A 19,081-nucleotide genomic window follows, 5' to 3' on the forward strand; every position below is an offset into this window, starting at 1 on the left:
CCCTCAAGGGGGGAGATCGACCTGAGGCTAGGTCTTGCCCATATCAAAGCCCGAGAATGAAGCTGCGGGAAAGCGTCTTGCCGATCTCCCCCCTTGAGGGGGAGATGCCCGGCAGGGCAGAGGGGGGTAAACCCCACCCTCAAACCCCACTTACTTAGCCCGCTCTTCCAGCACCCGGTTGGCCGCCGACACGATCGCTTCCAGCGACGCGCCAACAATATTGGTGTTGACGCCTGCCCCGAACAGCTTGCCGCCCGGATGCTCCATCTCGACATAAGCGATGGCAGATGCGTTGGAGCCATGCTGCAACGAATGCTCGGAATAATCATTCACAGAGAGATCGATGCCGAGATAAACCGACAGCGCATTGATGAACCCGTCGATCGGACCGGTGCCCTTGCCCTCGATACGCTTCACCTCGCCATTATCGGTGATCTCGGCAGCGACAATGCGCACGCCCTTGAAATCGCCGGCCGGATAGGTGTGGTGATCGACGAACTTGATGCGCGCATTCGGCTGCGTCACATAACGCTCGATAAAGCGCTCATAGATGCGCTTGGCCGGCAGCTCGACACCCTCTTCATCGGTGATGCGCTGGATATCCTCGCGGAACTCCACCTGCAGGTTGCGCGGCAGGTTGATGCCGTAATCCTGCTGGAGAATATAGGCGATGCCGCCCTTGCCGGATTGCGAGTTGATGCGGATGATCGCCTCATAGGAGCGGCCGACATCCTTCGGGTCGATCGGCAGATAGGGCACTTCCCAGACCGGATGATTGGCGACCTTGATCGCTTTCATGCCCTTGTTGATCGCATCCTGATGCGAGCCGGAAAACGCCGTGTAGACCAGTTCGCCGACATAAGGGTGACGCTCGGGGATCGTCATCTCGTTGGAATATTCGTACACGGCCTTGATACGCTCGATATCGCGGCAATCCAGCTCGGGGTCGACACCCTGCGTATACATGTTCAGCGCCAGCGTCACGACGTCGACGTTACCCGTGCGCTCGCCATTGCCGAACAGCGTGCCTTCGACGCGGTCCGCACCGGCCATCAGGCCCAACTCGGTCGCCGCAATGCCCGTGCCGCGGTCGTTATGCGGATGCAGCGAGATGATGACGTTTTCGCGATTGTCGATATTGCGGCACATCCATTCGATCTGGTCGGCATAGATGTTCGGCGTCGCCATTTCCACCGTCGAGGGCAGGTTCAGGATCAGCTTGTTGTCCGCCGTCGGCTTCACCACCTCGACCACGGCGTTGCAGATTTCCAGCGCCACTTCCAGCTCGGTGCCGGTAAAGCTCTCAGGCGAATATTCGAAGCGGAAACCGCCGCCGGCCTTGGCGGCCATGTCGGTGATCATCTTGGCGGCATCGACAGCAATCTGCTTGATGCCATGCACATCCTTGCCGAACACCACGCGACGCTGCAATTCCGAGGTGGAATTGTAGAAGTGGATGATCGGCTTGTTGGCGCCCTGCAGCGCTTCGAAGGTGCGGGTGATCAGTTCCGGACGGCACTGCACCAGCACCTGCAGGGAAACGTCCTCAGGCACATTGCCCTGCTCCACGCACCAGCGGGCAAAATCGAAGTCCGTCTGCGAAGCGGAAGGAAAACCGATCTCGATTTCCTTGAAGCCCATTTCGAGCAGCAGCTTGAACATGCGGGCCTTGCGGTCGTGACCCATGGGGTTGACCAGCGACTGGTTGCCGTCACGCAGGTCCACCGAACACCAGATCGGCGCCTTGTCGATGGTCTTGCCCGGCCATGTGCGGTCAGGGATATTGATGGTGGGGTAAGGGCGATACTTCACGCTCGCGTCCGACATACCCTTGGAAATATTAGTGATCTTGCCGTCCATTTCGCTTCCTCCTTGCGCAGTCCGCGGGCGTCTTCAGCCATCGGCGGATGCGCGGCCCTTTAGAGCCTAAATCCAGTATAAAATGAGATTTCGAGATGAGGAGCGTTTGCACCAGCGGGCTTTCGGCCGCCGGGCGCTCCTCACTGGACCCGGCAACCGCGTGTAAGGTCGAGGCTAAGAAGCGAGAGTGCACCGCGCGGAGAGGCGTTCGCAGAAATCTGCGCGCTCATGCCGTAAATGGTTGCGATGCTGTTGCTCATGGCGTCGTGTATAAACAGCGGCTGGCGGTCTGACAAGTGATCTTGTGCTGCGCGCTGGTTATTTTCCCTGCCTGCCGCTCTCAAGCCTTTCTGCCTAACCACGCTTTACCACCCGCTGCAACGCCATCATCAGCCCGCCGCCGATCAGCCCCCAGAAGGCACCGGAAACGCCGCCGAAGGAGAGGCCGGAGGCCGTGATGAGGAAAGTGATGGCCGCCGCCTCGCGGGTTTCCGGCTCCTTGAAGGCCGCCACTGCGGAACCGGAAAAGGCGCCGACCAGTGCCAGCCCCGCCACCGCCTGAATGAGGATGGGCGGCGCCAGCGCCACGAAGGCCGTGACCACGCCGGCCAACAGGCCGAAGATGATATAGCCGATACCGGCGATGATCGCCGCCCAGTAACGCCGCTTTGGATCAGGATGAGCATCCTCGCCCGCGCACATCGCAGCCGTGATTGCGGCAAGATTGACTGCATGGCCGCCAAAGGGCGCGGAAAGCAGCGAGAAAAAGCCGGTCGCCGCGAAAAGTGGTCCGGGCTGTGGGTCGTAGTGATTGACCTTCAGCACCGCGATGCCGGGAATATTCTGCGAGGCCATGGTGACGATGAAGAGCGGCAGCGCGATGGAGACGACGGCGTGCAGGCTGAAGACGGGCGTTACCCACTCAATCGGCGGTGTCAGCGATTGCGCCACGCTATCGAGCGCGGCATCAGGAATATCGACACCGAAGATCATGACAAGCACGAAGGCGGCAAGGGCCGCGGGCACGGCGAACAGCCGCTTGAAGGCTCCAACAACGATCCAGGCGAGAATGATGGGTAATCCAAGCGCCGGGTTGAAGCCGATTGCCTTGATCGGCGCGAAACACAGGCCGATGATGACGCCTGACAGCATGGCATTGGCAAGCGGCGCGGGAATGGAGGCGACCGCCTTTCCAAGTGGCCTGAACAGGCCTGCGATGATGATCAAAATGGCGCAGATGACGAACCCGCCAACGGCTGCCGGAAAGCCACCCTCAATGACGCCGGTGGTGGCAAGCAGCGCGGCGCCCGGCGTCGACCACGCGATGCTGATGGGAAGCCGGGTTGTGACGGAAAGAGCGATGGCGCAAAGCCCCATCGCCACCGAAAGCGCCATCAGCGCCGACGCCGCTTCGAAATCCGTCGCACCGACGGCTTTCAGCCCCTGCAACACAACGGCGAAGGAGCTGGCGAAACCGACAAAGGCGGTAAGGCAGCCCATGAACAGGCTCTGGACGGAAAAATCTTTCAGCATGAAGCACTCTGCGGCCTGCGGCCTGTCGCAAACAACCGCAGCGGGCCGCATTGGCGACAGGCAGAAAAATTGAAGCGTGATGCGCGAATCCGGGGATGGCGACACGCCTTGGATGAAGCGTGGTTATATTCAGGATCAAAAAAGACGCGACTTGGCAAGATGGGCCACCAGACTTCAGGTACGGCGGCAGGGAAAACGTCATCAAAGTTTAGCAGCGAGGCGCTAATCCTGCCCGCATCACAACAGGTCATCCGCCACGAGAGGGACCCTCGCCATGCTCCGCATCGTCACCATTGCCGCCTGCTGTTTTGCGGCTCTTCCCGCCGCTGCCCAGACCCCGCCTGCGCCGGCCTTCCTCGGCCAGATCGTCGTGCCTTCGGGCCTCTCCATCAATGGCGTTACCTTCGGCGGCATTTCCGATCTCGCCTTCGACAGCGAAACGGGCCGTTATTTCGCAATTTCCGATGATCGCGTGGAAAAAGGTCCGGCCCGCTATTACGAGCTGGAGCTGGCCATAACGGAAGGCGCCACCACGCTCAACATCGCCGCCACCCATGAATTGAAAGACGAGACCGGCGCGGCCTTTGCGCCGAAGAGCATCGATGCGGAAGGCATCGCGCTCGACCGCAAGGGCGGCAAGCTCTATTGGTCCTCCGAACGCGACCTGAAGAACCAGCCGGCGCTTTACGTCTCGGACATCGACGGCGGCAATGTGAAGCGGCTGGAACTGCCGGACGCCTATCTCGTCGACGATGCGAAGACCAAGGGCGTACAGAACAACCTCGCTTTCGAAGGCCTGACGCTGATGCCCGGCCAGCTGATCGCCGCCACCGAAAACGCTCTCATCCAGGACGGCCCCAAGGCAACGCCGCAGGCGGGCAGCCCGGCCCGTATCCTCGTCATCGACACGGCGACGCTGAAGCCGGTCGCCGAGCATGTCTATGTCACCGAGGCGATCTCCAAGACCCCAACCGCCGCCGAGCCGAAATATAACGACAACGGCCTTTCCGCCATTGCAGCCCTGCCGGATGGCCGTTTCGTCGCCGTCGAGCGCAATTTCGCCTCCGGCGTCGGCAACCACATCCGCTTCTTCATCGTCGACATGTCCCGCGCCGACAATATTCTCGGGAAGGACAAGATCGATCCGGCTTCCGTGGCTGCCGTATCGAAATCACCCTGGTTTGAAATCAACGAAGGCGATTTCGGCCTCGATATCGACAATATCGAGAGCTTCGCCTTCGGCCCTGTGGTGGATGGCAAGCAGCTTTTTGTCATCGCCTCCGACGACAATTTCAACACGGGCAAGCAGTTCACCCAGTTTGCGGCATTCGCAATTCCCGCCAATCTGGGTCAGTGAAATCCACCGAAACAGAATGCCGGCTCTGGACAATGTCCGGGCCGGCATCGGCAACCGAGACGGATGCCTGCCTTACCAGCGGAGCAGACGTGAACCGGCGAAAGCGCCGATGATACCGGTCAAGAGAATGCCCAGGGAATACCAGATCAACACGAAAGCCATGCCGTTTTCGGTGCAGAACCACGAATAGACCCACGCCCCGGCCGCACCTGCGGCGATGCCAGCGGCAAAACCCGCAAGCGTGGGATCAGCGGGGGCCGACCGCCTGAGAACCGCGAAATTCGCCAGAAACAGCGGCAGCGCGAAAGCAACGATCAAAAACGGGCAATGCGACGCCGACGATCCGAGAATGAGGGTGCTGTAGGTGCTGGGCACGGCAAATCCAAGCTGGACGAGCGCGATCAGCGCCATGGCGGCAAAAATCAGCGCAAGCCACACAAACAGGCAACCCCTCTCGCCTTCCGGCCGCGCAAGACGCATGACGGCAAAAAATGCAATGAGGGCCAGTAGGGCATTATAGGCGGATTTGACCCAGAAACCCGGCTCGGTCATGGCCTCGCTCATGTCGACGCGAAGCCCCAGAATGACGACCATCAGCACGAGCGAAAGGCCGAGCGCGGGCAATGCTGCGAATGCCAGCCTGCGCTCCAGCGCGAAAGCGTGGACAGGTTTCAGATCACCCGCCAGTTGTTCGATGATGTCTTCCGTTTTCCTCACCTGTCCCCCCGCAACTTCGCCGCCAGGACTTTCAGCGTTCTGTGAATGCCGACCCTTGCCGCAAGCTCGGTCTGGCCGGATTTTTCGGCCGCTTCGGCAATTGACTGGCCTTCGAGTTTCACTCTTCGAATGAGATCGCGTTGCCGCTCCGGCAGGTCGTCGAGCAGCCGCTCCACATCCATGCGGGCCATGACCGCATCGACGGAGGGTTCCGCCTCCAGCGTCTCATCGAGTTCGACTTCCGCCAGCATTCGGGCGCCCCTGCCCCGATAATGATCGATGAGCTTGTAGCGCGCTATCGAGAAGAACCACGCCGTGAAAGGTCTTGCACGGTCATAGGTCTCCCGCTTGGCGTGAAGCGACAACAGGGTTTCCTGCACAAGATCTTCGACATCGCCTCTGGAGGCGGCCGCCATGCGCCGGCTGAAATAGGCGATCAGCAGCCGCCTCAGGGCATGAAGCAAATGCCGGTAGGCGCCTTCGTCCCCATCGAGGGAACGCAGCATCAGCATTTTTAATGTCTCTTCCGAAGGGCTGCCTGTCATCGTCACTATCGGGTTATTCGCAGTCGGCAGGATATTGTTACATAGTGGCTTTAAAAAAATCTCGCCCGAACTTGTCGTCACAAGCGCGTGAAGATGTAACGGGCGGCGGGTCGCGCCCGAATGGACAATCGTGAGCCCCGGCACAATGCCGGCGGACATGCAACGACGTCCAGAGGAGACCCTTCATGACCCGCATTCTTACCGCCATTGCCGCCGCTTCCCTGTTCTCCGCTCTTTCCTTCGCAGGCATCGCCCATGCCGACAGCATGAAAACCGATACGATGAAGAAGGACACCATGCATAGCGACGCCATGAAGGCCGAGACCATGAAAAAGGATGGCATGTCCATGGCCAGCAAGAAGGACTGCATGGACAAGGCCGGTATGGAAATGGACAAGATGAAAAAGGCCGACATGATGAAGGCCTGCGACACGATGAAGTAAGGCCGGCCTGAACGAAAAAAGCCCGCACCGGTTTTGACCGATGCGGGCTTTCTCAAATGAAAATCGAAAACTCAGAGTTCCGACTGGCTTTCGACGATCTTGCCGACGAGGCCGTAATCCTTGGCCTCTTCCGCGCCGAGCCAGTAATCGCGATCGATGTCCTTGGCGATCTTTTCTTCGCTCTGGCCGGTGGCCTTGGAGAAGATCTTGATCAGGCGCTGGTTCATCTTGATGATTTCGCGGGCCTGGATTTCGATGTCGGATGCCATACCGCGCGTGCCGCCGGAGGGTTGATGCAGCAGGAAGCGGGTGTTCGGCAGGCAAAGGCGACGTTCCTTCGGCACCGAGACGTAAATCAGCGCACCGGCGGAGGCGACCCAGCCCGTGCCGATGATGTAGACCTTCGGCTTGATGAACTTGATCATGTCGTGGATGGAATCACCCGATTCGACATGACCGCCCGGCGAATTGACGTAAACGCGAATGTCGTCGTCACTGGCGGCGGCAAGAGCCACGAGCTGCGTGCAGACCTTCTGCGCCAGTTCCTGCGTGATGCCGCCATAGATGAAGATCGAACGCGACTTGAAAAGATTCGCTTCCGTTTCCTTGCCGATCGGCAGTTCCTTGCTCTTGTCGTCTTCGTCTTCGTTCATCAACGGCTCTCCAGCGTAATTCATGCATGCCCTTCGGACATAGTGCGACTTGTTACGTAAGGCAATGAGCGAAAAAGGCAAGGTTTGCCCGCCAACAATAAACACCACCCCCGGCAGATGACGCATGGACAGCCTCTTGGCCTTCGCGATATCGTCAGCGCCTCATTGCAGCGCCGCCCGCCGCGGGAAGCCCAAGATCCCGCCGCTGACGGCAACAATTTCAAGAGGGAACCATGCTGAAAAGACTAAGCCTCGCCGCCGCCGCGCTCGGCCTCACCACCCTGCCCGCTTTCGCCCATCTGAACCCGGAAGAACACGGTTCCTTCATGGCCGGCGTCTCCCACCCCTTCTTCGGTGCGGACCATATTCTGGCGATGGTGGCCGTCGGCATCTGGGCCTCGCAGATCGCCTTTGCCCGAAACGACCGCAAGGCGCTGTGGATCGTGCCCGCCGCTTTCGTCGGCACCATGGCCGCAGGCTTCCTGATGGCGGTTTACGGCATTGACCTTCCCTTCGTCGAACCCGCCATTCTCGCCTCCGTCATCGGCCTTGGCCTGCTGGTTGCGATGGCGGCGAGGCTTCCCACGGCAGCGGCAGCGGCCGTTGTCGGCGCTTTCGCGCTTTTCCACGGCCATGCCCATGGCGGTGAACTCGGCAGCGCGGGCGCGCTTCAATTCGGCATCGGCTTCATGATCGCCACCGCCATCCTGCATGCGGCCGGCATCGCGCTCGGCCTCGGCATTGCCCGTTTTGGCTCGGCCGCAAGCCGCACCGTCGGCGCGCTGACGGCGATTGCGGGTCTCTCGCTCGCCTTTGGCGGCTGAAGATCATTACCGAAATTTAAAATTTGGACCGCTTTGAAAAGCCTGAATTCTGGCCTACCTCCTTATCGTGGATTTACGCTTCACGGTAAGGAGGCAGCATATGTCACCGGAAGAAAGCCAGCTTCTCAAGGCCCTGTTCGACAGGACCAAAACCGCATCCGCCACCCCGCGTGACCGCGAGGCGGAAACTTTGATCGCAGACGCCGTGCGCGATCAACCCGCAGCCCCCTATTATCTCGCCCAGGCGGTGATCGTTCAGGAAAAAGGTCTGGAAGCGGCAGCAGCCCATATCAAACAGCTCGAAGACCGCATCCACGCACTGGAAAGCGGTAATAGCGCCCCTCAGGCGGCGGCGCAGGGCGGTTTCCTCAGCTCCATCTTCGGCACCGGCCAGCCGCAACCACCCGCACCGGCACCAGCCCCTGCGGCCGCGCCGAGCTCATGGCGCAACGATACCGCCGGCCAGACGGCCGGCCCTTGGGGAGCGGCAGCCAATCAGCAGCAGCCCGGTGGCCCATGGAGCCAGGCCGCCGCAGGTGGACGTTCAGGCGGTGGTTTTCTGCAGGGCGCGCTCGGCACCGCTGCCGGTGTCGCGGGCGGCATGCTGCTAGCCAATTCGCTGAGCGGCATTTTCGGCAGCCACATGTCGTCGCTCGGCCTTGGTTCGCCCTTCGGCGGCGGCAATGCCGCTGGTAACGCACCTGTCGAGGAAACCGTCATCAACAATTATTATGGCGACAGCGCCAACCCGCAGAATAACGACGATGACGATATCCAGCAGGCCGATTACGACGACAACGCCGATGATGCGGATGCTGATTCAGGCGACGACGGTTCGTTCGCCTGAACCTTGCATCACATAAACAGCCGGATCAGCCGCGGCCGCGATAGGTGGCAACGCCCTGATCCGGGAGCCACACGCCTTCAGGCGCCGGTCCGGTCTGCCAGAACACGTCGATCGGAATGCCGCCGCGCGGATACCAGTAAGCACCAATTCGCAGCCATTTCGGCTGCATCAGTTCTACCAGCCGCTTGGCGATATAGACCGAGCAATCCTCGTGGAATGCGCCGTGGTTGCGGAAGGACTGCAAAAACAGCTTCAGCGACTTCGATTCCACCAGGAAATCACCCGGAATGTAGTCGATGACGATATGGGCGAAATCCGGCTGGCCGGTCATCGGGCAAAGCGAGGTGAATTCGGGCGCAGTGAAGCGCACGACATAATCGGTGCCGGCATTGCCGTTCGGCACTTTTTCGAGAACGGCCTTTTCCGGGCTCTCTGGCGTATCGACCTTCGTGCCCAGCTGCGACAGGCCGGAAACATCCGTCACGGACATGGAAAACTCCTGTTTATTTAAACAATCACTTTGACGCCATGCGCCTTTTCGCCTTCCGGCTCGACGTGAATGGCAAGGCTGGCGCCCGGTATGACGTCCCTTATGGCATCTTCAAGGCGGTCGCAAATATCATGCGCCTCCCGCACCGTCATGACGGCCGGAACAACGACGTGAAAATCGATGAAGGCCGCCGAACCGGCGCGGCGGGTTCTGAGATCATGCACCCCGATGACGCCGCCGGAATTTTCCGCAATCGCCTTCTTGATCGCCTCGTCCTCTTCCGGCTCCACCGCCCGGTCCATCAAGCCGCCAAGCGAATGCAGAATGACTTTCGAGCCCTGGAAGAGGATGTTGACGGCCACGAGAATGGCGAGCAGCGGATCGAGAATGGCGTAACCCGTAAAAAGCGCCAGAACGAGGCCGACGAGAACGCCTGCCGACGTCACGACGTCAGACATGATGTGATGGCCGTCAGCCGCGAGCGCCGGTGAGGCATATTTCTTGCCGACACGGATGAGGATCGTCGCCCAGACAGCATTGATCGCACCCGCCGCCGCATTGATGACCAGACCGAGAACCGGCGCTTCCGGCAGCCTCGGATTGAAAAGAGCACCCCAGGCCTCCTGTACGATCAGGAGCGCTGCAACCACGATCAGCACACCCTCCACGACGGCGGAAATATACTCCGCCTTGTGGTGGCCGAACTGGTGGTCGTCATCCGCGGGCTTCTGCGCATAGCGAATGACGAAATAGGCGATGAAGGCCGCGACCACATTGACGGTCGATTCCAGACCGTCAGATAAAAGCGCGACCGAGCCCGTGACCCACCAGGCCACGAGTTTGAGGCCCAGCACACCGAAAGAAAGCGGAATGCTCCAGAATGCGAGCTTCCTTACCAGCGCATTGCCTTCACTGTTCATTTTTGCCCCCGTGCGGATGCGAACGAATTGCATGACCGACTGCCAAAACGCACGAACCGCGCGCACGGGGTCTCCGTGCGCGCGGTTCGCTATTTGAGCGTTCTATCGTTCAAACGGAGCACAAGGTCAAGGGCATTGCGCTCACGCCAAAAGCATCACTCTTCGCTCTTCTGCTCGCAGAAACGAATGCGGTTGCCGAATGGATCGGTCACTTCCATCACATCGCCCCAGGGCAGTTCTTCAACACCCGGTTTCAGGAAGCGATAATCCTTCGCCGCCAGTTCCTGTTGATAGGTGTGAACGCCGCGCATGGTAGCGAAAATGTTGGAGCCCGGCGTCGCATCACCGTGATGACCGCTGAGATGAAGGCCCATTCCGGCCCGTGAAACCTGCATGTAGAGCGGGAAATTATCGCCGAAGCGGTGTTCCCAATCGACCTCGAAACCGAGAAAATCGACATAGAACTCCCGCGCCTTGGCTTCGTCGAATATCCTGACGATCGGGAATATCCGCTCGAAGCCAATGTCGCCAGCGTTTTGTGTCCCGGCATCACCCATGCTGCCTCAACCTCTTTTCGGACCCATAAAATGAAACCGGCCGCAACAGGTGCGGCCGGTACAGTCAGCTTATTCGGCTGCGACGATCTTGCCGTCCTGCCACTTGAACAGCGAGAAGGCCTGCGACGTCAGGTCGCCGTTCTCGCCATAGGTGACCTTGCCGATTGCCGTCGGGAAAGCGTCGCCGCTCTTCAGGGCCGTGGCGACCGCTTCGGAATCCTTGGCGCTTCCGGCCTTCTCGATGCCGGCCTTCAGGACTTCAACGGCAGCGTAAGCGTTGAGCGTGAAGGCTTCCGCCGGAATGTTGGCGGCCTTCAGCGCTTCGGCAGCAGCCTTGGAGTCGTCGTTCTTCAGCGCGTCGGAAGCGTTGGTGAAGATCGTGCCTTCGCCAGCCTGCGAACCGATGTTCCAGAACTCGCTGTTGGACAGGCCGTCACCGCCGATAACGGCAGCCTTGGAACCAATGTCCTTCAGCTGGCGCACCAGAAGACCTGCTTCCGGGTGGTAACCGCCGAAATAGACGATGTCGGCATTGTCGGACTTCAGACGAGCCGTCAGCGCGCCGAGATCCTTTTCGCCTGGTGTCAGCGCATCATAGAGAACTTCGGTCACGCCACCGGCATTCAGCGTCGCCTTGAAGGAGTCCGCCAGACCTTTGCCGTAAGCGCCCTTGTCGTGAATGATGGCGATCTTCTTGTCCTTGAGGTTGGAAAGAACATATTTCGCCGCAACCTCGGCCTGCTGGTCGTCACGACCGCAGGTGCGGAAGACGTTGGCAAGGCCGCGGTTGGTCAGGCCCGGCGCGGTCGCCGTCGGCGTCACCATCAGCACGCCGTTTTCGGCAAAGACATCCGATGCCGGAATGGCGACGCCCGACGTCACCGGACCGACGACGAAGTGGATGCCTTCGGCAACAAGCTGGTTGGCAGCGGAAACGCCCTGCTTGGGCTCGCCGCCATCATCAGCGAGCTTCAGCACGACCTGTTCGCCGAGGATGCCGCCCTTTTTGTTGATTTCATTGACTGCCGTCTGGGCGCCGTTCTTGACCTGGTCGCCATAGGCGGCGACAGGACCGGTGAGCGGCGCAATCAGGCCGATGACGATTTCGGCATGAGCAAGGGGTGCGAATGCGAAGGACGCTGCGAGCGTCACGCTGGTCAATGTCTTCAGTTTCATCCTGGTGTCTCCTTAAAGGGGGTCGCGGACCCGGTGAGCGCCATGGGCGCCGACCGAATGAAACTATCGGACGCCTCCCGGCGAAAACTCGTTCCATTTTTGAATTCCGAGCCTTCCACTCAACTCATACGGAAGGTTTGATGATTTATGCAAGTCACCTTTGCTGGATTAGGTCTATTAGCGGTAAATCATTCGCCGGATCGGCCGTGATTGCGCCGTATGAACGGACAAATCGACCTTCCGTAAACGCTTGGCGTTTGGCCGCTGCTGGAGGATAATACGCCATGATCGCAGCAGATGAAGAATTTCTGGCGGGCCTGCCCGTCTTTCGGCATTTTGAAGACGTGGCCGACCCGGCGCTTTATCGCGCCCTGCCGCCGGGATGGGGGCTGGCCATCGCCGATATCATTGATTCGACCGCGGCGATCGGCACCGGCCGATACAAGGCCGTCAACATGGCGGGTGCGGCGGTCATTTCAGGCGTTTCGAATAGTCTCGGACGTCACGACCTGCCCTTCGTTTTCGGCGGCGACGGCGCCGCCGTTGCCGTGCCGCCCCAGGGGCTGCCTGTGGCGCGCGCAGCACTTTCGAATGTGCAGCGCTGGGTGAAGGATGACCTCGATCTTGCCATGCGCGTGGCCCTGGTCCCCGTCGAAGATATCCGCAGCAACGGTTTCGATATTCGCGTCGCCCGCTTTCAGGCAAGCGAGGATGTTTCCTACGCCATGTTTTCGGGCGGCGGTAACAGCTGGGCGGAAGCCCGGATGAAGGAGGGACAATATGCCCTGCCCGCAGCCGAAGCAGGCGAGCGCCCGGACCTGACGGGACTTTCCTGTCGCTGGAACCCCATCCCCGCCACCCGCGGCAAGGTGGTGTCGATCATTGCTGTGCCGGGGCCGTCGCGGGACATGCCTGCATTCCGCCAGCTGGTCATCGATCTCGTCGATCTCGCCGAGCAGGATGCAAGACACGGCCACCCCGTGCCGGAGGATGGCCCGAAACTCGGTTTCGTGGGTGAAGGTCTCGGTCTGGAAGCCCGGGCCGGGGCTGCCTATCACGATGTCTGGGGCAAGATGCGCCGCTCGTTTCGCATTCTCGGCGAGTCCCTGCTCGTCAATCTTCTCAGCGTGACGGGGCTGTCGTTCGGACCGTTCAACGCGGTGCGCTATCGGCGCTCGGTCGCAAGCAATACTGATTTCAGAAAGTTCGATGACGGACTGAAGATGACGGTGGATATCGACGCCTCACGGCTCGAAAAAATCCGCACGCGGCTTGAACAGGGTCGCCTATCGGGAAGCTGTTATTACGGCCTGCACGAACAGGATGCCGCCTTGATGACCTGTATCGTGCCGTCCCCGCTTTCCAGGGACCATATGCATTTCGTGGATGGCGCGGACGGCGGATATGCGGCTGCGGCAAGCCGCCTCAAGCAGCAGATACAATCTGCTGCGACGGGCTGAATACCACGCCGATACCAGCCCTCAATCTCTGTGCCTGGATGCACTACAGCGAAAGCCGACGAAAAGAAAAAACCGGCGTCGTGCGCCGGTTTCAATGGAGTGATGCTGCCGGACCTTAACACGGCCGTGGGATCAGGCTGCGGTCTTGCTGCTCTTCTGCGCCTGGCAGTAAATTTCCTCGAGGGAGGCGAGGATTTTTTTCACGGATTCGGAGTTGCTGGAATAGTAGATGGTCTGCGCATCGCGTCGTGTCTTCACTAGTCGCTGAGCACGCAACTTCGAAAGATGCTGCGAGAGAGCGGACTGGCTGAGACCAACCTGTGAAGCGAGAACACCAACCGGCACTTCCGTATCCACCAGCGTGCACAAGATCATCAGGCGCTTTGGATTCGCCATAGCTGAGAGCAAGTCTGCAGCGGCGATGCTATGTTCCGACAGAGATTGGTTATCCATACGCTCAAGTCTCCTGATGACAGTCGAAAAAGACGGTCATGGTGGCTATTATAGGTGTTCCAAAAGGTGTTTTTATAATTCAGTTGATACGTTGTATATACCTAAATCTTGCTTATATCGTGTCCCTTTCAAAGACTATTCTTCATCGGTTATTTACTTAAGATATTGTGATAAAATTATCAGCTTTTTGCTCGTTTTTTCACAGTCTAAGGATAAAAACATGTATTAGCAGCAGTATTTATAAGCAATAAACGATCAAAATTTGAGCGCTTCAATCTTAACACCCGGCGCCGGATTTTGGGGTGACAATCTATTACCACCTTAAATTTAGCAGCGAGCTAAAGAATCTAGATTAACTTTGCGCAATTTTCTCTAAGTTTGCAATATGATTTTTATTAGTAATTATTTTCATGCATAACTTGTGATATCAAAAATATTCTTTGCTACCGTGGGAAGGTATAACTTGCGCTGCAAAGATCTTGTAGAAACAGAAAAAGGGCCCTCCATGAAGGCCCTTTCTTTTTTCAGACGGGCGAATCACTATTTTTTGCGGTGACGCGTCAGCCCTGCCACGACTTCATCTGCGGAAATCGTGCCTATGATCGCGCCATTGTCGACGACGCCGATCGCTCCGGAGTTTTTTGACAGCGCATCGAGAATATCGATCAGCGGCGATGATGGACGGGCGGTGGCGGCGACGTTCATCTGGCCGTTGCGTTCGTCCACGCCCCGCTTCATCACATCGGCAGCAGTCAGCATGGAAATCGGGTTCATGTTCTGCACGAAATCCGCGACATATTGCGTGGCCGGCTGCTTGACGATCTGCTGCGGCGTTCCGCACTGGATGATGCGTCCGCCTTCCATCATGGCGATACGGTTGCCGATACGGAAGGCCTCGTCCAGATCGTGGCTGACGAAGAGGATAGTTTTCTTCAGCCGGCTCTGGAATTCCAGAAGCTCGTCCTGCAGGCGGCTTCTGATGAGGGGGTCAAGCGCCGAGAACGGCTCGTCCATCAACAGGATCGGCGCGCCGGTGGCAAACGCTCTCGCCAGCCCCACACGCTGCTGCATGCCGCCGGAAAGCTCTCCCACCTTGCGGTCGGCCCAGGCGGAGAGATTGACCAGTTCCAGCTGCTCGGCCACCATGCGCTTGCGCTCGGCTTCCGGCACGCCGGAAAGCTCAAGCCCGAAGCCGACATTGTCGGCCACATTGCGCCAGGGCAGAAGACCGAACTGCTGGAAGACCATGGAAACCGTGTGCATGCGCAGATCGCGCAGCGATTTCGCCGGGCAGCGATAGGGATCGACATAGCTGGACTTGGTCTTCACGCCGACATTGCCGCGCACCACGGGCGCAAGCCCGTTGACGGCCCTGAGCAGGGTCGATTTGCCGGAGCCGGAAAGCCCCATCAGCACGAGTATCTCGCCTTCGCTGACCGAGAGCGAGGCATTGGCGACACCGAGAACCAGTCCGGTTTCGGTATTGATCTCGTCCCGCGTGCTGCCCTTGTCGATCAGCGGCAGCGCCGCATCGGGCCGGTCGCCGAAAACGATATCGACATTTCCGAAGATGATGGCGTCACTCATAGATCATCCTCCGCGCCGGGAAGGCGGAAAAGCCGGTCGAGAACGATCGCCAGGATGACGATGCACAGTCCCGCTTCGAAGCCCATGGCGATATTGACGGTGTTCAAGGCGCGCACGACAGGCACCCCGAGACCATTGGCGCCCACCAGCGCGGAAATGACCACCATCGACAGCGACAGCATGATCGTCTGGGTGAGGCCGGCCATGATCTGCGGTGCGGCGAAGGGAAGCTCCACCTTGCGCAATACTTGCGAAGGCGTCGCACCAAAGGCGACGGCCGCCTCGACCAGCGACGGCGGCGTCGAGACGATGCCGAGGCGGGTGAGGCGCACGGGAGCCGGAATGGCGAAGATGACGGTGGCGATGAGGCCCGGAACCATGCCGAGACCGAACAGCACCAGCGCCGGAATGAGATAGACGAAAGTGGGGATGGTCTGCATCAGATCCAGCGCCGGGCGCATGCCGGCATAGATCCACTTGCGTCGGGCCGCCAATATGCCGAGCGGTATACCGATGATCATGCACACGGCGCTGGCGGCGATGACCAGCGCCAGCGTTTCCGTCGTCGCTTTCCAGTAGCCGAGATTGATGATGAGCAGCAGCCCGAGCGCGGTAAAGATGGGCATGCCGACGGAGCGGCGCGTCCAGGCCGAAAGCGCCGTCAAGATCACGACGATGACCAGCGGATGCGGCGCCTGCAGCACATAAAGCAGGGCGTTGATGACGCTTTGGAAAATGAAGGAAAGCCAATCGAAGAAAAAAGCGAGATTGCCGGTCAGCCAGTCAATGGCCTCCTTGGCATATCGGCCGACGGGCAGGCGGTTTTCAGGAGCGCTGAGCCATTCCACGGTAAGAAAAGACCTTTCGTGAATTAAAACAATTCCAGCAAAAATGCGTAGCGGTTTTGCGTCCGGAATTGCGCAGACAACAAAGGAATGGAGCATCGTCATCCCGTTTTACCGGAATTGCTCCAATGCAGAAATGACGGCCGGCAATAAAACTGCCGGACGCGGTGCTGGCGCATGACCTTCAATGTCTGAAAATTCACAGGCAAGGTCATGCATGGGCATCGTTATTTCCCGCTGATCCGGCCTGCCATGCAGGCCGGATGCAGTCATGCATAGTCTTGCGGTTTAAAGGCCGAGAGCCTTCTTTACGGTGGGCAGGGCGTCGGCGCTGCCGTCCTTGGTCTTGACGTTGGCGAGCCAGGGTTCGATCGCCGCCGGGTTGGCCTTCAGCCAGGCGGTTGCAGCCGCCTCGCCCTCAAGGCCGTCATTCAGGATCTTGCCCATGATCTCGTTTTCCATGGGCAGGGAAAATTGCAGGTTCTTGAGGAAAGCGCCGACATTCGGGCATTCCTCGACGTAACCCTTGCGGACATTGGTATGGATCGTCGCGCCGCCGAGGTTGGGGCCGAAGACCTCGTCGCCGCCGGTCAGATAGGTCAGCTTGAAATTCGCATTCATCGGATGCGGTTCCCAGCCGAGAAAGACGATCGGCTCGCCGGATTTTTCCGCGCGGGCCACCTGGGAGAGCATGCCCTGCTCGGACGATTCGACCACCTCGAATGATTTCAGTCCGAAACTGTCCTTGGTCACCATGTCGAGAATCAGGCGGTTGCCGTCATTGCCGGGTTCGATGCCATAGATCTTGCCGCCAAGATCAGCACTGTGGGCGGCGATATCCTTGAAATCCTTGATGCCGAGTTCGGCGCCCTTGGCGTTGGTCGCCAGCGTGTATTTGGCGCCGGTCAGGTTTTCCCGAAGCGTCTCGACAGACTTGTCTTCGCGATAAGGCGCAATATCGCCTTCCATGGTCGGCATCCAGTTGCCGAGGAAGACGTCAATGTCCTTGTTTTTGAGGGATGTGTAGGTAACGGGGACGGAGAGAAGCTTGACGTCCGTTTCATAGCCAAGGCTTTTCAGAAGGACGGTGGCTGTCGCCGTTGTGGCGGTGATGTCGGTCCAGCCCACATCGGAAAAACGCACCGTGCCGCAACTTGCCGGTTCGGCGGCGCTGGCCGCGCTGAACGTCATGGAGGAGATTGCTGCGGCCAAGACCAGACAGCGACTTCTATTTGCAAACATCGCTTGCTCCCTGTTTTTTCGTTCCCTTGCCATTATCAATATCTGCCGGACACAATCAACTCGCGTGCATTTGCGTGCTTTGGCCCACCGTTTGCGACAAAATGGTGAAAATGTCGGTATTCAGCGGTGCAATGTCGAAAAAGGGCAGGCCGTAGAAATCTGTGTTTTTCCCACGGCCATACTTTTCAATCCGCGTCTTCCTCGTCAAAAGACGCAGGATGCAACATCGGCTGGAGAACCGGGACCGGTTTGTGAGGCATGGTGTGCCGATTGAAGAGATTGGGGCATTCATACGCGGGTGCTCCGGGAGTGGATAATGGCAAAACTCTATTTCAATTATTCGACGATGAATGCCGGCAAATCGACCATGCTGCTGCAGGCGTCCTATAATTATCACGAACGCGGCATGCGCACGCTGATCTTCACGGCGGCCTTTGACGACCGGGCGGGTGTCGGCCGCGTTGCCTCGCGCATCGGCCTCTCCTCCGACGCCCTGACCTTCGATGAAAATACCGACCTGTTCGCCGAGGTATCGGCCCACAATGCCGAAGGGCCGGTCGCCTGCGTTTTCGTCGATGAGGCCAATTTCCTCTCCGAACACCATGTCTGGCAGCTTGCCGAGATTGTCGACCAACTGAACATTCCGGTCATGACCTACGGCCTGCGCACGGATTTCCAGGGAAAGCTTTTTCCGGCCTCGAAAGAACTCCTCGCCATTGCCGACGAGCTTCGCGAAATCCGCACCATCTGCCATTGCGGCCGCAAGGCAACGATGGTGGCCCGCTTCGACAATGAAGGAAAGGTCGTGACGGAAGGCGCACAGATCGATGTCGGCGGCAACGAGAAATACGTTTCCTTCTGCCGCCGCCACTGGGTGGAGACGTTCAAGGGCGAGTGAGCATCTGCGTCCGGTTGCCGCATTTGATTTTCCGCAAAGATGGCTGCCCTGCTCCCGGGCTAAGACGACAGCGACACATTCGCGTGGATGTGCTTTCTCTCAGGAGCAAAATTATGCAGAACAGAACTGCCAAATTCGCCGGCCTCGCCATTCTCGCAGGTCTTTTCGCCTTTCCCGCCCTTTCTGCCGAAATCGAAGTGAAGATGCTCAACAAGGGCAGCGACGGCCAGGCGATGGTCTTCGAACCCGCGACCGTCAAGGCCGCCGTCGGCGACGTCATCACCTTCGTCCCGGTCGATAAGGGTCATGATGCGGCAGCCGTGAAGGACATGATCCCTGAGGGTGTCGCCGACTTCAAGGGCAAGATGAACGAGACGGTGAAGGTGACTGTCGAGAAGGAAGGCGCCTACGTCGTCAAATGCACACCGCATCTCGGCATGGGCATGATCGCGCTCGTCGTCGTTGGCGATGCGGCTCCGGCCAATCTGGACGCCGTCAAGAACGGCAAACTGCCGAAAAAGGCGCGCGACCGGCTGAATGACGAGATCGCCAAGCTCGGCCTCTAACCGCATATCCCTTCGGTTCCGCGGCGGCCGTTGTTCCACAATCGGTGTGGAAAGCCATAACGGCCGGCGCGGACCGCAGGTTGAGAAAAGTTTCGCAATCATGTTGTA

21 protein-coding genes are annotated in these 19,081 nt (G+C 59.1%); 8 read left to right on the plus strand and 13 right to left on the minus strand.

Annotation, left to right across the window (positions count from 1 at the left end):
- Window positions 1-150: 150 nt before the first annotated feature.
- Window positions 151-1,860, minus strand: coding sequence for a 2-isopropylmalate synthase (gene leuA / locus QRN60_RS11165; RefSeq protein ID WP_129564926.1), 1,710 nt, complete (start codon window positions 1,858-1,860; stop codon window positions 151-153).
- A 354-nt stretch (window positions 1,861-2,214) separates the two neighbouring features.
- Window positions 2,215-3,393 (minus strand): benzoate/H(+) symporter BenE family transporter, encoded by a 1,179-nt coding sequence (locus QRN60_RS11170; protein WP_111793511.1) that lies wholly within the window; start codon window positions 3,391-3,393, stop codon window positions 2,215-2,217.
- A gap of 274 nt (window positions 3,394-3,667) precedes the next feature.
- Between QRN60_RS11170 and QRN60_RS11175 the strand changes: the two genes are divergently transcribed.
- Window positions 3,668-4,750, plus strand: coding sequence for an esterase-like activity of phytase family protein (locus tag QRN60_RS11175; protein ID WP_129564927.1), 1,083 nt, complete (start codon window positions 3,668-3,670; stop codon window positions 4,748-4,750).
- Between the two features lie 72 nt (window positions 4,751-4,822).
- On the opposite strand, the gene QRN60_RS11180 is transcribed toward QRN60_RS11175, so the two are convergent.
- Complete coding sequence (locus QRN60_RS11180; RefSeq protein WP_129564928.1) at window positions 4,823-5,467, minus strand: NrsF family protein; 645 nt, start codon at window positions 5,465-5,467, stop codon at window positions 4,823-4,825.
- On the minus strand, window positions 5,464-5,979 hold the full coding sequence (locus tag QRN60_RS11185) for a sigma-70 family RNA polymerase sigma factor (RefSeq protein ID WP_031233355.1): 516 nt from the start codon (window positions 5,977-5,979) through the stop codon (window positions 5,464-5,466). Before QRN60_RS11185 ends, QRN60_RS11180 begins: the two co-directional genes overlap by 4 nt.
- A 218-nt stretch (window positions 5,980-6,197) precedes the next feature.
- Here QRN60_RS11185 and QRN60_RS11190 point away from each other — a divergent pair, with 218 nt between their 5' ends.
- Complete coding sequence (locus QRN60_RS11190) at window positions 6,198-6,455, plus strand: pentapeptide MXKDX repeat protein (protein WP_004430156.1); 258 nt, start codon at window positions 6,198-6,200, stop codon at window positions 6,453-6,455.
- 71 nt (window positions 6,456-6,526) lie between these two features.
- On the opposite strand, the gene QRN60_RS11195 is transcribed toward QRN60_RS11190, so the two are convergent.
- Window positions 6,527-7,108 (minus strand): ATP-dependent Clp protease proteolytic subunit, encoded by a 582-nt coding sequence (locus QRN60_RS11195; RefSeq protein ID WP_003523060.1) that lies wholly within the window; start codon window positions 7,106-7,108, stop codon window positions 6,527-6,529.
- 233 nt (window positions 7,109-7,341) lie between these two features.
- On the opposite strand from QRN60_RS11195, the gene QRN60_RS11200 reads away from it, so the two are divergent.
- Both QRN60_RS11200 and QRN60_RS11205 read left to right on the plus strand, forming a co-directional pair.
- Window positions 7,342-7,932, plus strand: a complete 591-nt coding sequence (locus QRN60_RS11200; protein ID WP_080864177.1) for a HupE/UreJ family protein — start codon at window positions 7,342-7,344, stop codon at window positions 7,930-7,932.
- A 100-nt stretch (window positions 7,933-8,032) separates the two neighbouring features.
- The gene (locus QRN60_RS11205; RefSeq protein ID WP_111793471.1) at window positions 8,033-8,779 is read left to right on the plus strand and encodes a DUF2076 domain-containing protein; all 747 of its coding nucleotides are present in this window, start codon (window positions 8,033-8,035) and stop codon (window positions 8,777-8,779) included.
- 25 nt (window positions 8,780-8,804) lie between these two features.
- Here the strand turns inward: QRN60_RS11205 and queF are convergent, their stop codons facing one another.
- The 4 genes from queF to QRN60_RS11225 all read right to left on the minus strand — a co-directional run bounded on the left by queF (window position 8,805) and on the right by QRN60_RS11225 (window position 11,922).
- Entirely contained in the window at window positions 8,805-9,269 is a 465-nt protein-coding gene (gene queF / locus QRN60_RS11210) for a preQ(1) synthase (protein WP_111793472.1), read from the minus strand.
- Window positions 9,270-9,286: 17 nt separating this feature from the next.
- Window positions 9,287-10,189 (minus strand): cation diffusion facilitator family transporter, encoded by a 903-nt coding sequence (locus QRN60_RS11215; RefSeq protein WP_035212697.1) that lies wholly within the window; start codon window positions 10,187-10,189, stop codon window positions 9,287-9,289.
- A 155-nt stretch (window positions 10,190-10,344) separates the two neighbouring features.
- Window positions 10,345-10,746, minus strand: a complete 402-nt coding sequence (locus tag QRN60_RS11220; protein ID WP_087744754.1) for a glyoxalase superfamily protein — start codon at window positions 10,744-10,746, stop codon at window positions 10,345-10,347.
- A 69-nt stretch (window positions 10,747-10,815) separates the two neighbouring features.
- Window positions 10,816-11,922 carry a branched-chain amino acid ABC transporter substrate-binding protein gene (locus tag QRN60_RS11225; RefSeq protein WP_060725172.1) on the minus strand — a complete coding sequence of 369 codons (1,107 nt, stop codon included), beginning with the start codon at window positions 11,920-11,922 and terminating at the stop codon, window positions 10,816-10,818.
- A gap of 284 nt (window positions 11,923-12,206) precedes the next feature.
- On the opposite strand from QRN60_RS11225, the gene QRN60_RS11230 reads away from it, so the two are divergent.
- Window positions 12,207-13,382, plus strand: a complete 1,176-nt coding sequence (locus QRN60_RS11230) for a DUF3095 domain-containing protein (protein WP_060727443.1) — start codon at window positions 12,207-12,209, stop codon at window positions 13,380-13,382.
- A 132-nt stretch (window positions 13,383-13,514) separates the two neighbouring features.
- Here the strand turns inward: QRN60_RS11230 and QRN60_RS11235 are convergent, their stop codons facing one another.
- The 4 genes from QRN60_RS11235 to QRN60_RS11250 all read right to left on the minus strand — a co-directional run bounded on the left by QRN60_RS11235 (window position 13,515) and on the right by QRN60_RS11250 (window position 17,509).
- Window positions 13,515-13,835 carry an ArsR/SmtB family transcription factor gene (locus tag QRN60_RS11235; protein WP_003524068.1) on the minus strand — a complete coding sequence of 107 codons (321 nt, stop codon included), beginning with the start codon at window positions 13,833-13,835 and terminating at the stop codon, window positions 13,515-13,517.
- A 540-nt stretch (window positions 13,836-14,375) separates the two neighbouring features.
- Window positions 14,376-15,422, minus strand: a complete 1,047-nt coding sequence (choV, locus tag QRN60_RS11240; RefSeq protein ID WP_129564929.1) for a choline ABC transporter ATP-binding protein — start codon at window positions 15,420-15,422, stop codon at window positions 14,376-14,378.
- Window positions 15,419-16,270: a choline ABC transporter permease subunit gene (choW, locus tag QRN60_RS11245; protein WP_035212696.1), complete on the minus strand. Its 852-nt coding sequence runs from the start codon at window positions 16,268-16,270 to the stop codon at window positions 15,419-15,421. The genes choV and choW overlap by 4 nt, the downstream gene beginning before the upstream one ends.
- Window positions 16,271-16,555: 285 nt before the next feature.
- Window positions 16,556-17,509: a choline ABC transporter substrate-binding protein gene (locus tag QRN60_RS11250; protein ID WP_060725174.1), complete on the minus strand. Its 954-nt coding sequence runs from the start codon at window positions 17,507-17,509 to the stop codon at window positions 16,556-16,558.
- On the opposite strand from QRN60_RS11250, the gene QRN60_RS11255 reads away from it, so the two are divergent.
- From QRN60_RS11255 to QRN60_RS11265, 3 genes are all read left to right on the plus strand, one after another.
- Window positions 17,412-17,783, plus strand: coding sequence for a hypothetical protein (locus QRN60_RS11255; RefSeq protein WP_162266720.1), 372 nt, complete (start codon window positions 17,412-17,414; stop codon window positions 17,781-17,783). The two genes, QRN60_RS11250 and QRN60_RS11255, sit on opposite strands and share 98 nt — an antisense overlap.
- Window positions 17,784-17,825: 42 nt before the next feature.
- Entirely contained in the window at window positions 17,826-18,407 is a 582-nt protein-coding gene (locus QRN60_RS11260) for a thymidine kinase (RefSeq protein ID WP_004430120.1), read from the plus strand.
- A 113-nt stretch (window positions 18,408-18,520) separates the two neighbouring features.
- A complete protein-coding gene (locus QRN60_RS11265) occupies window positions 18,521-18,973 on the plus strand; it encodes a pseudoazurin (protein ID WP_004430118.1) in 453 nt (150 codons plus the stop codon).
- The last annotated feature ends 108 nt before the right edge of the window (window positions 18,974-19,081 follow it).

The organism is Agrobacterium sp. CFBP2214, from assembly GCF_030209895.1.
In the GTDB taxonomy this organism is placed as follows: Bacteria; Pseudomonadota; Alphaproteobacteria; order Rhizobiales; family Rhizobiaceae; genus Agrobacterium; species Agrobacterium radiobacter.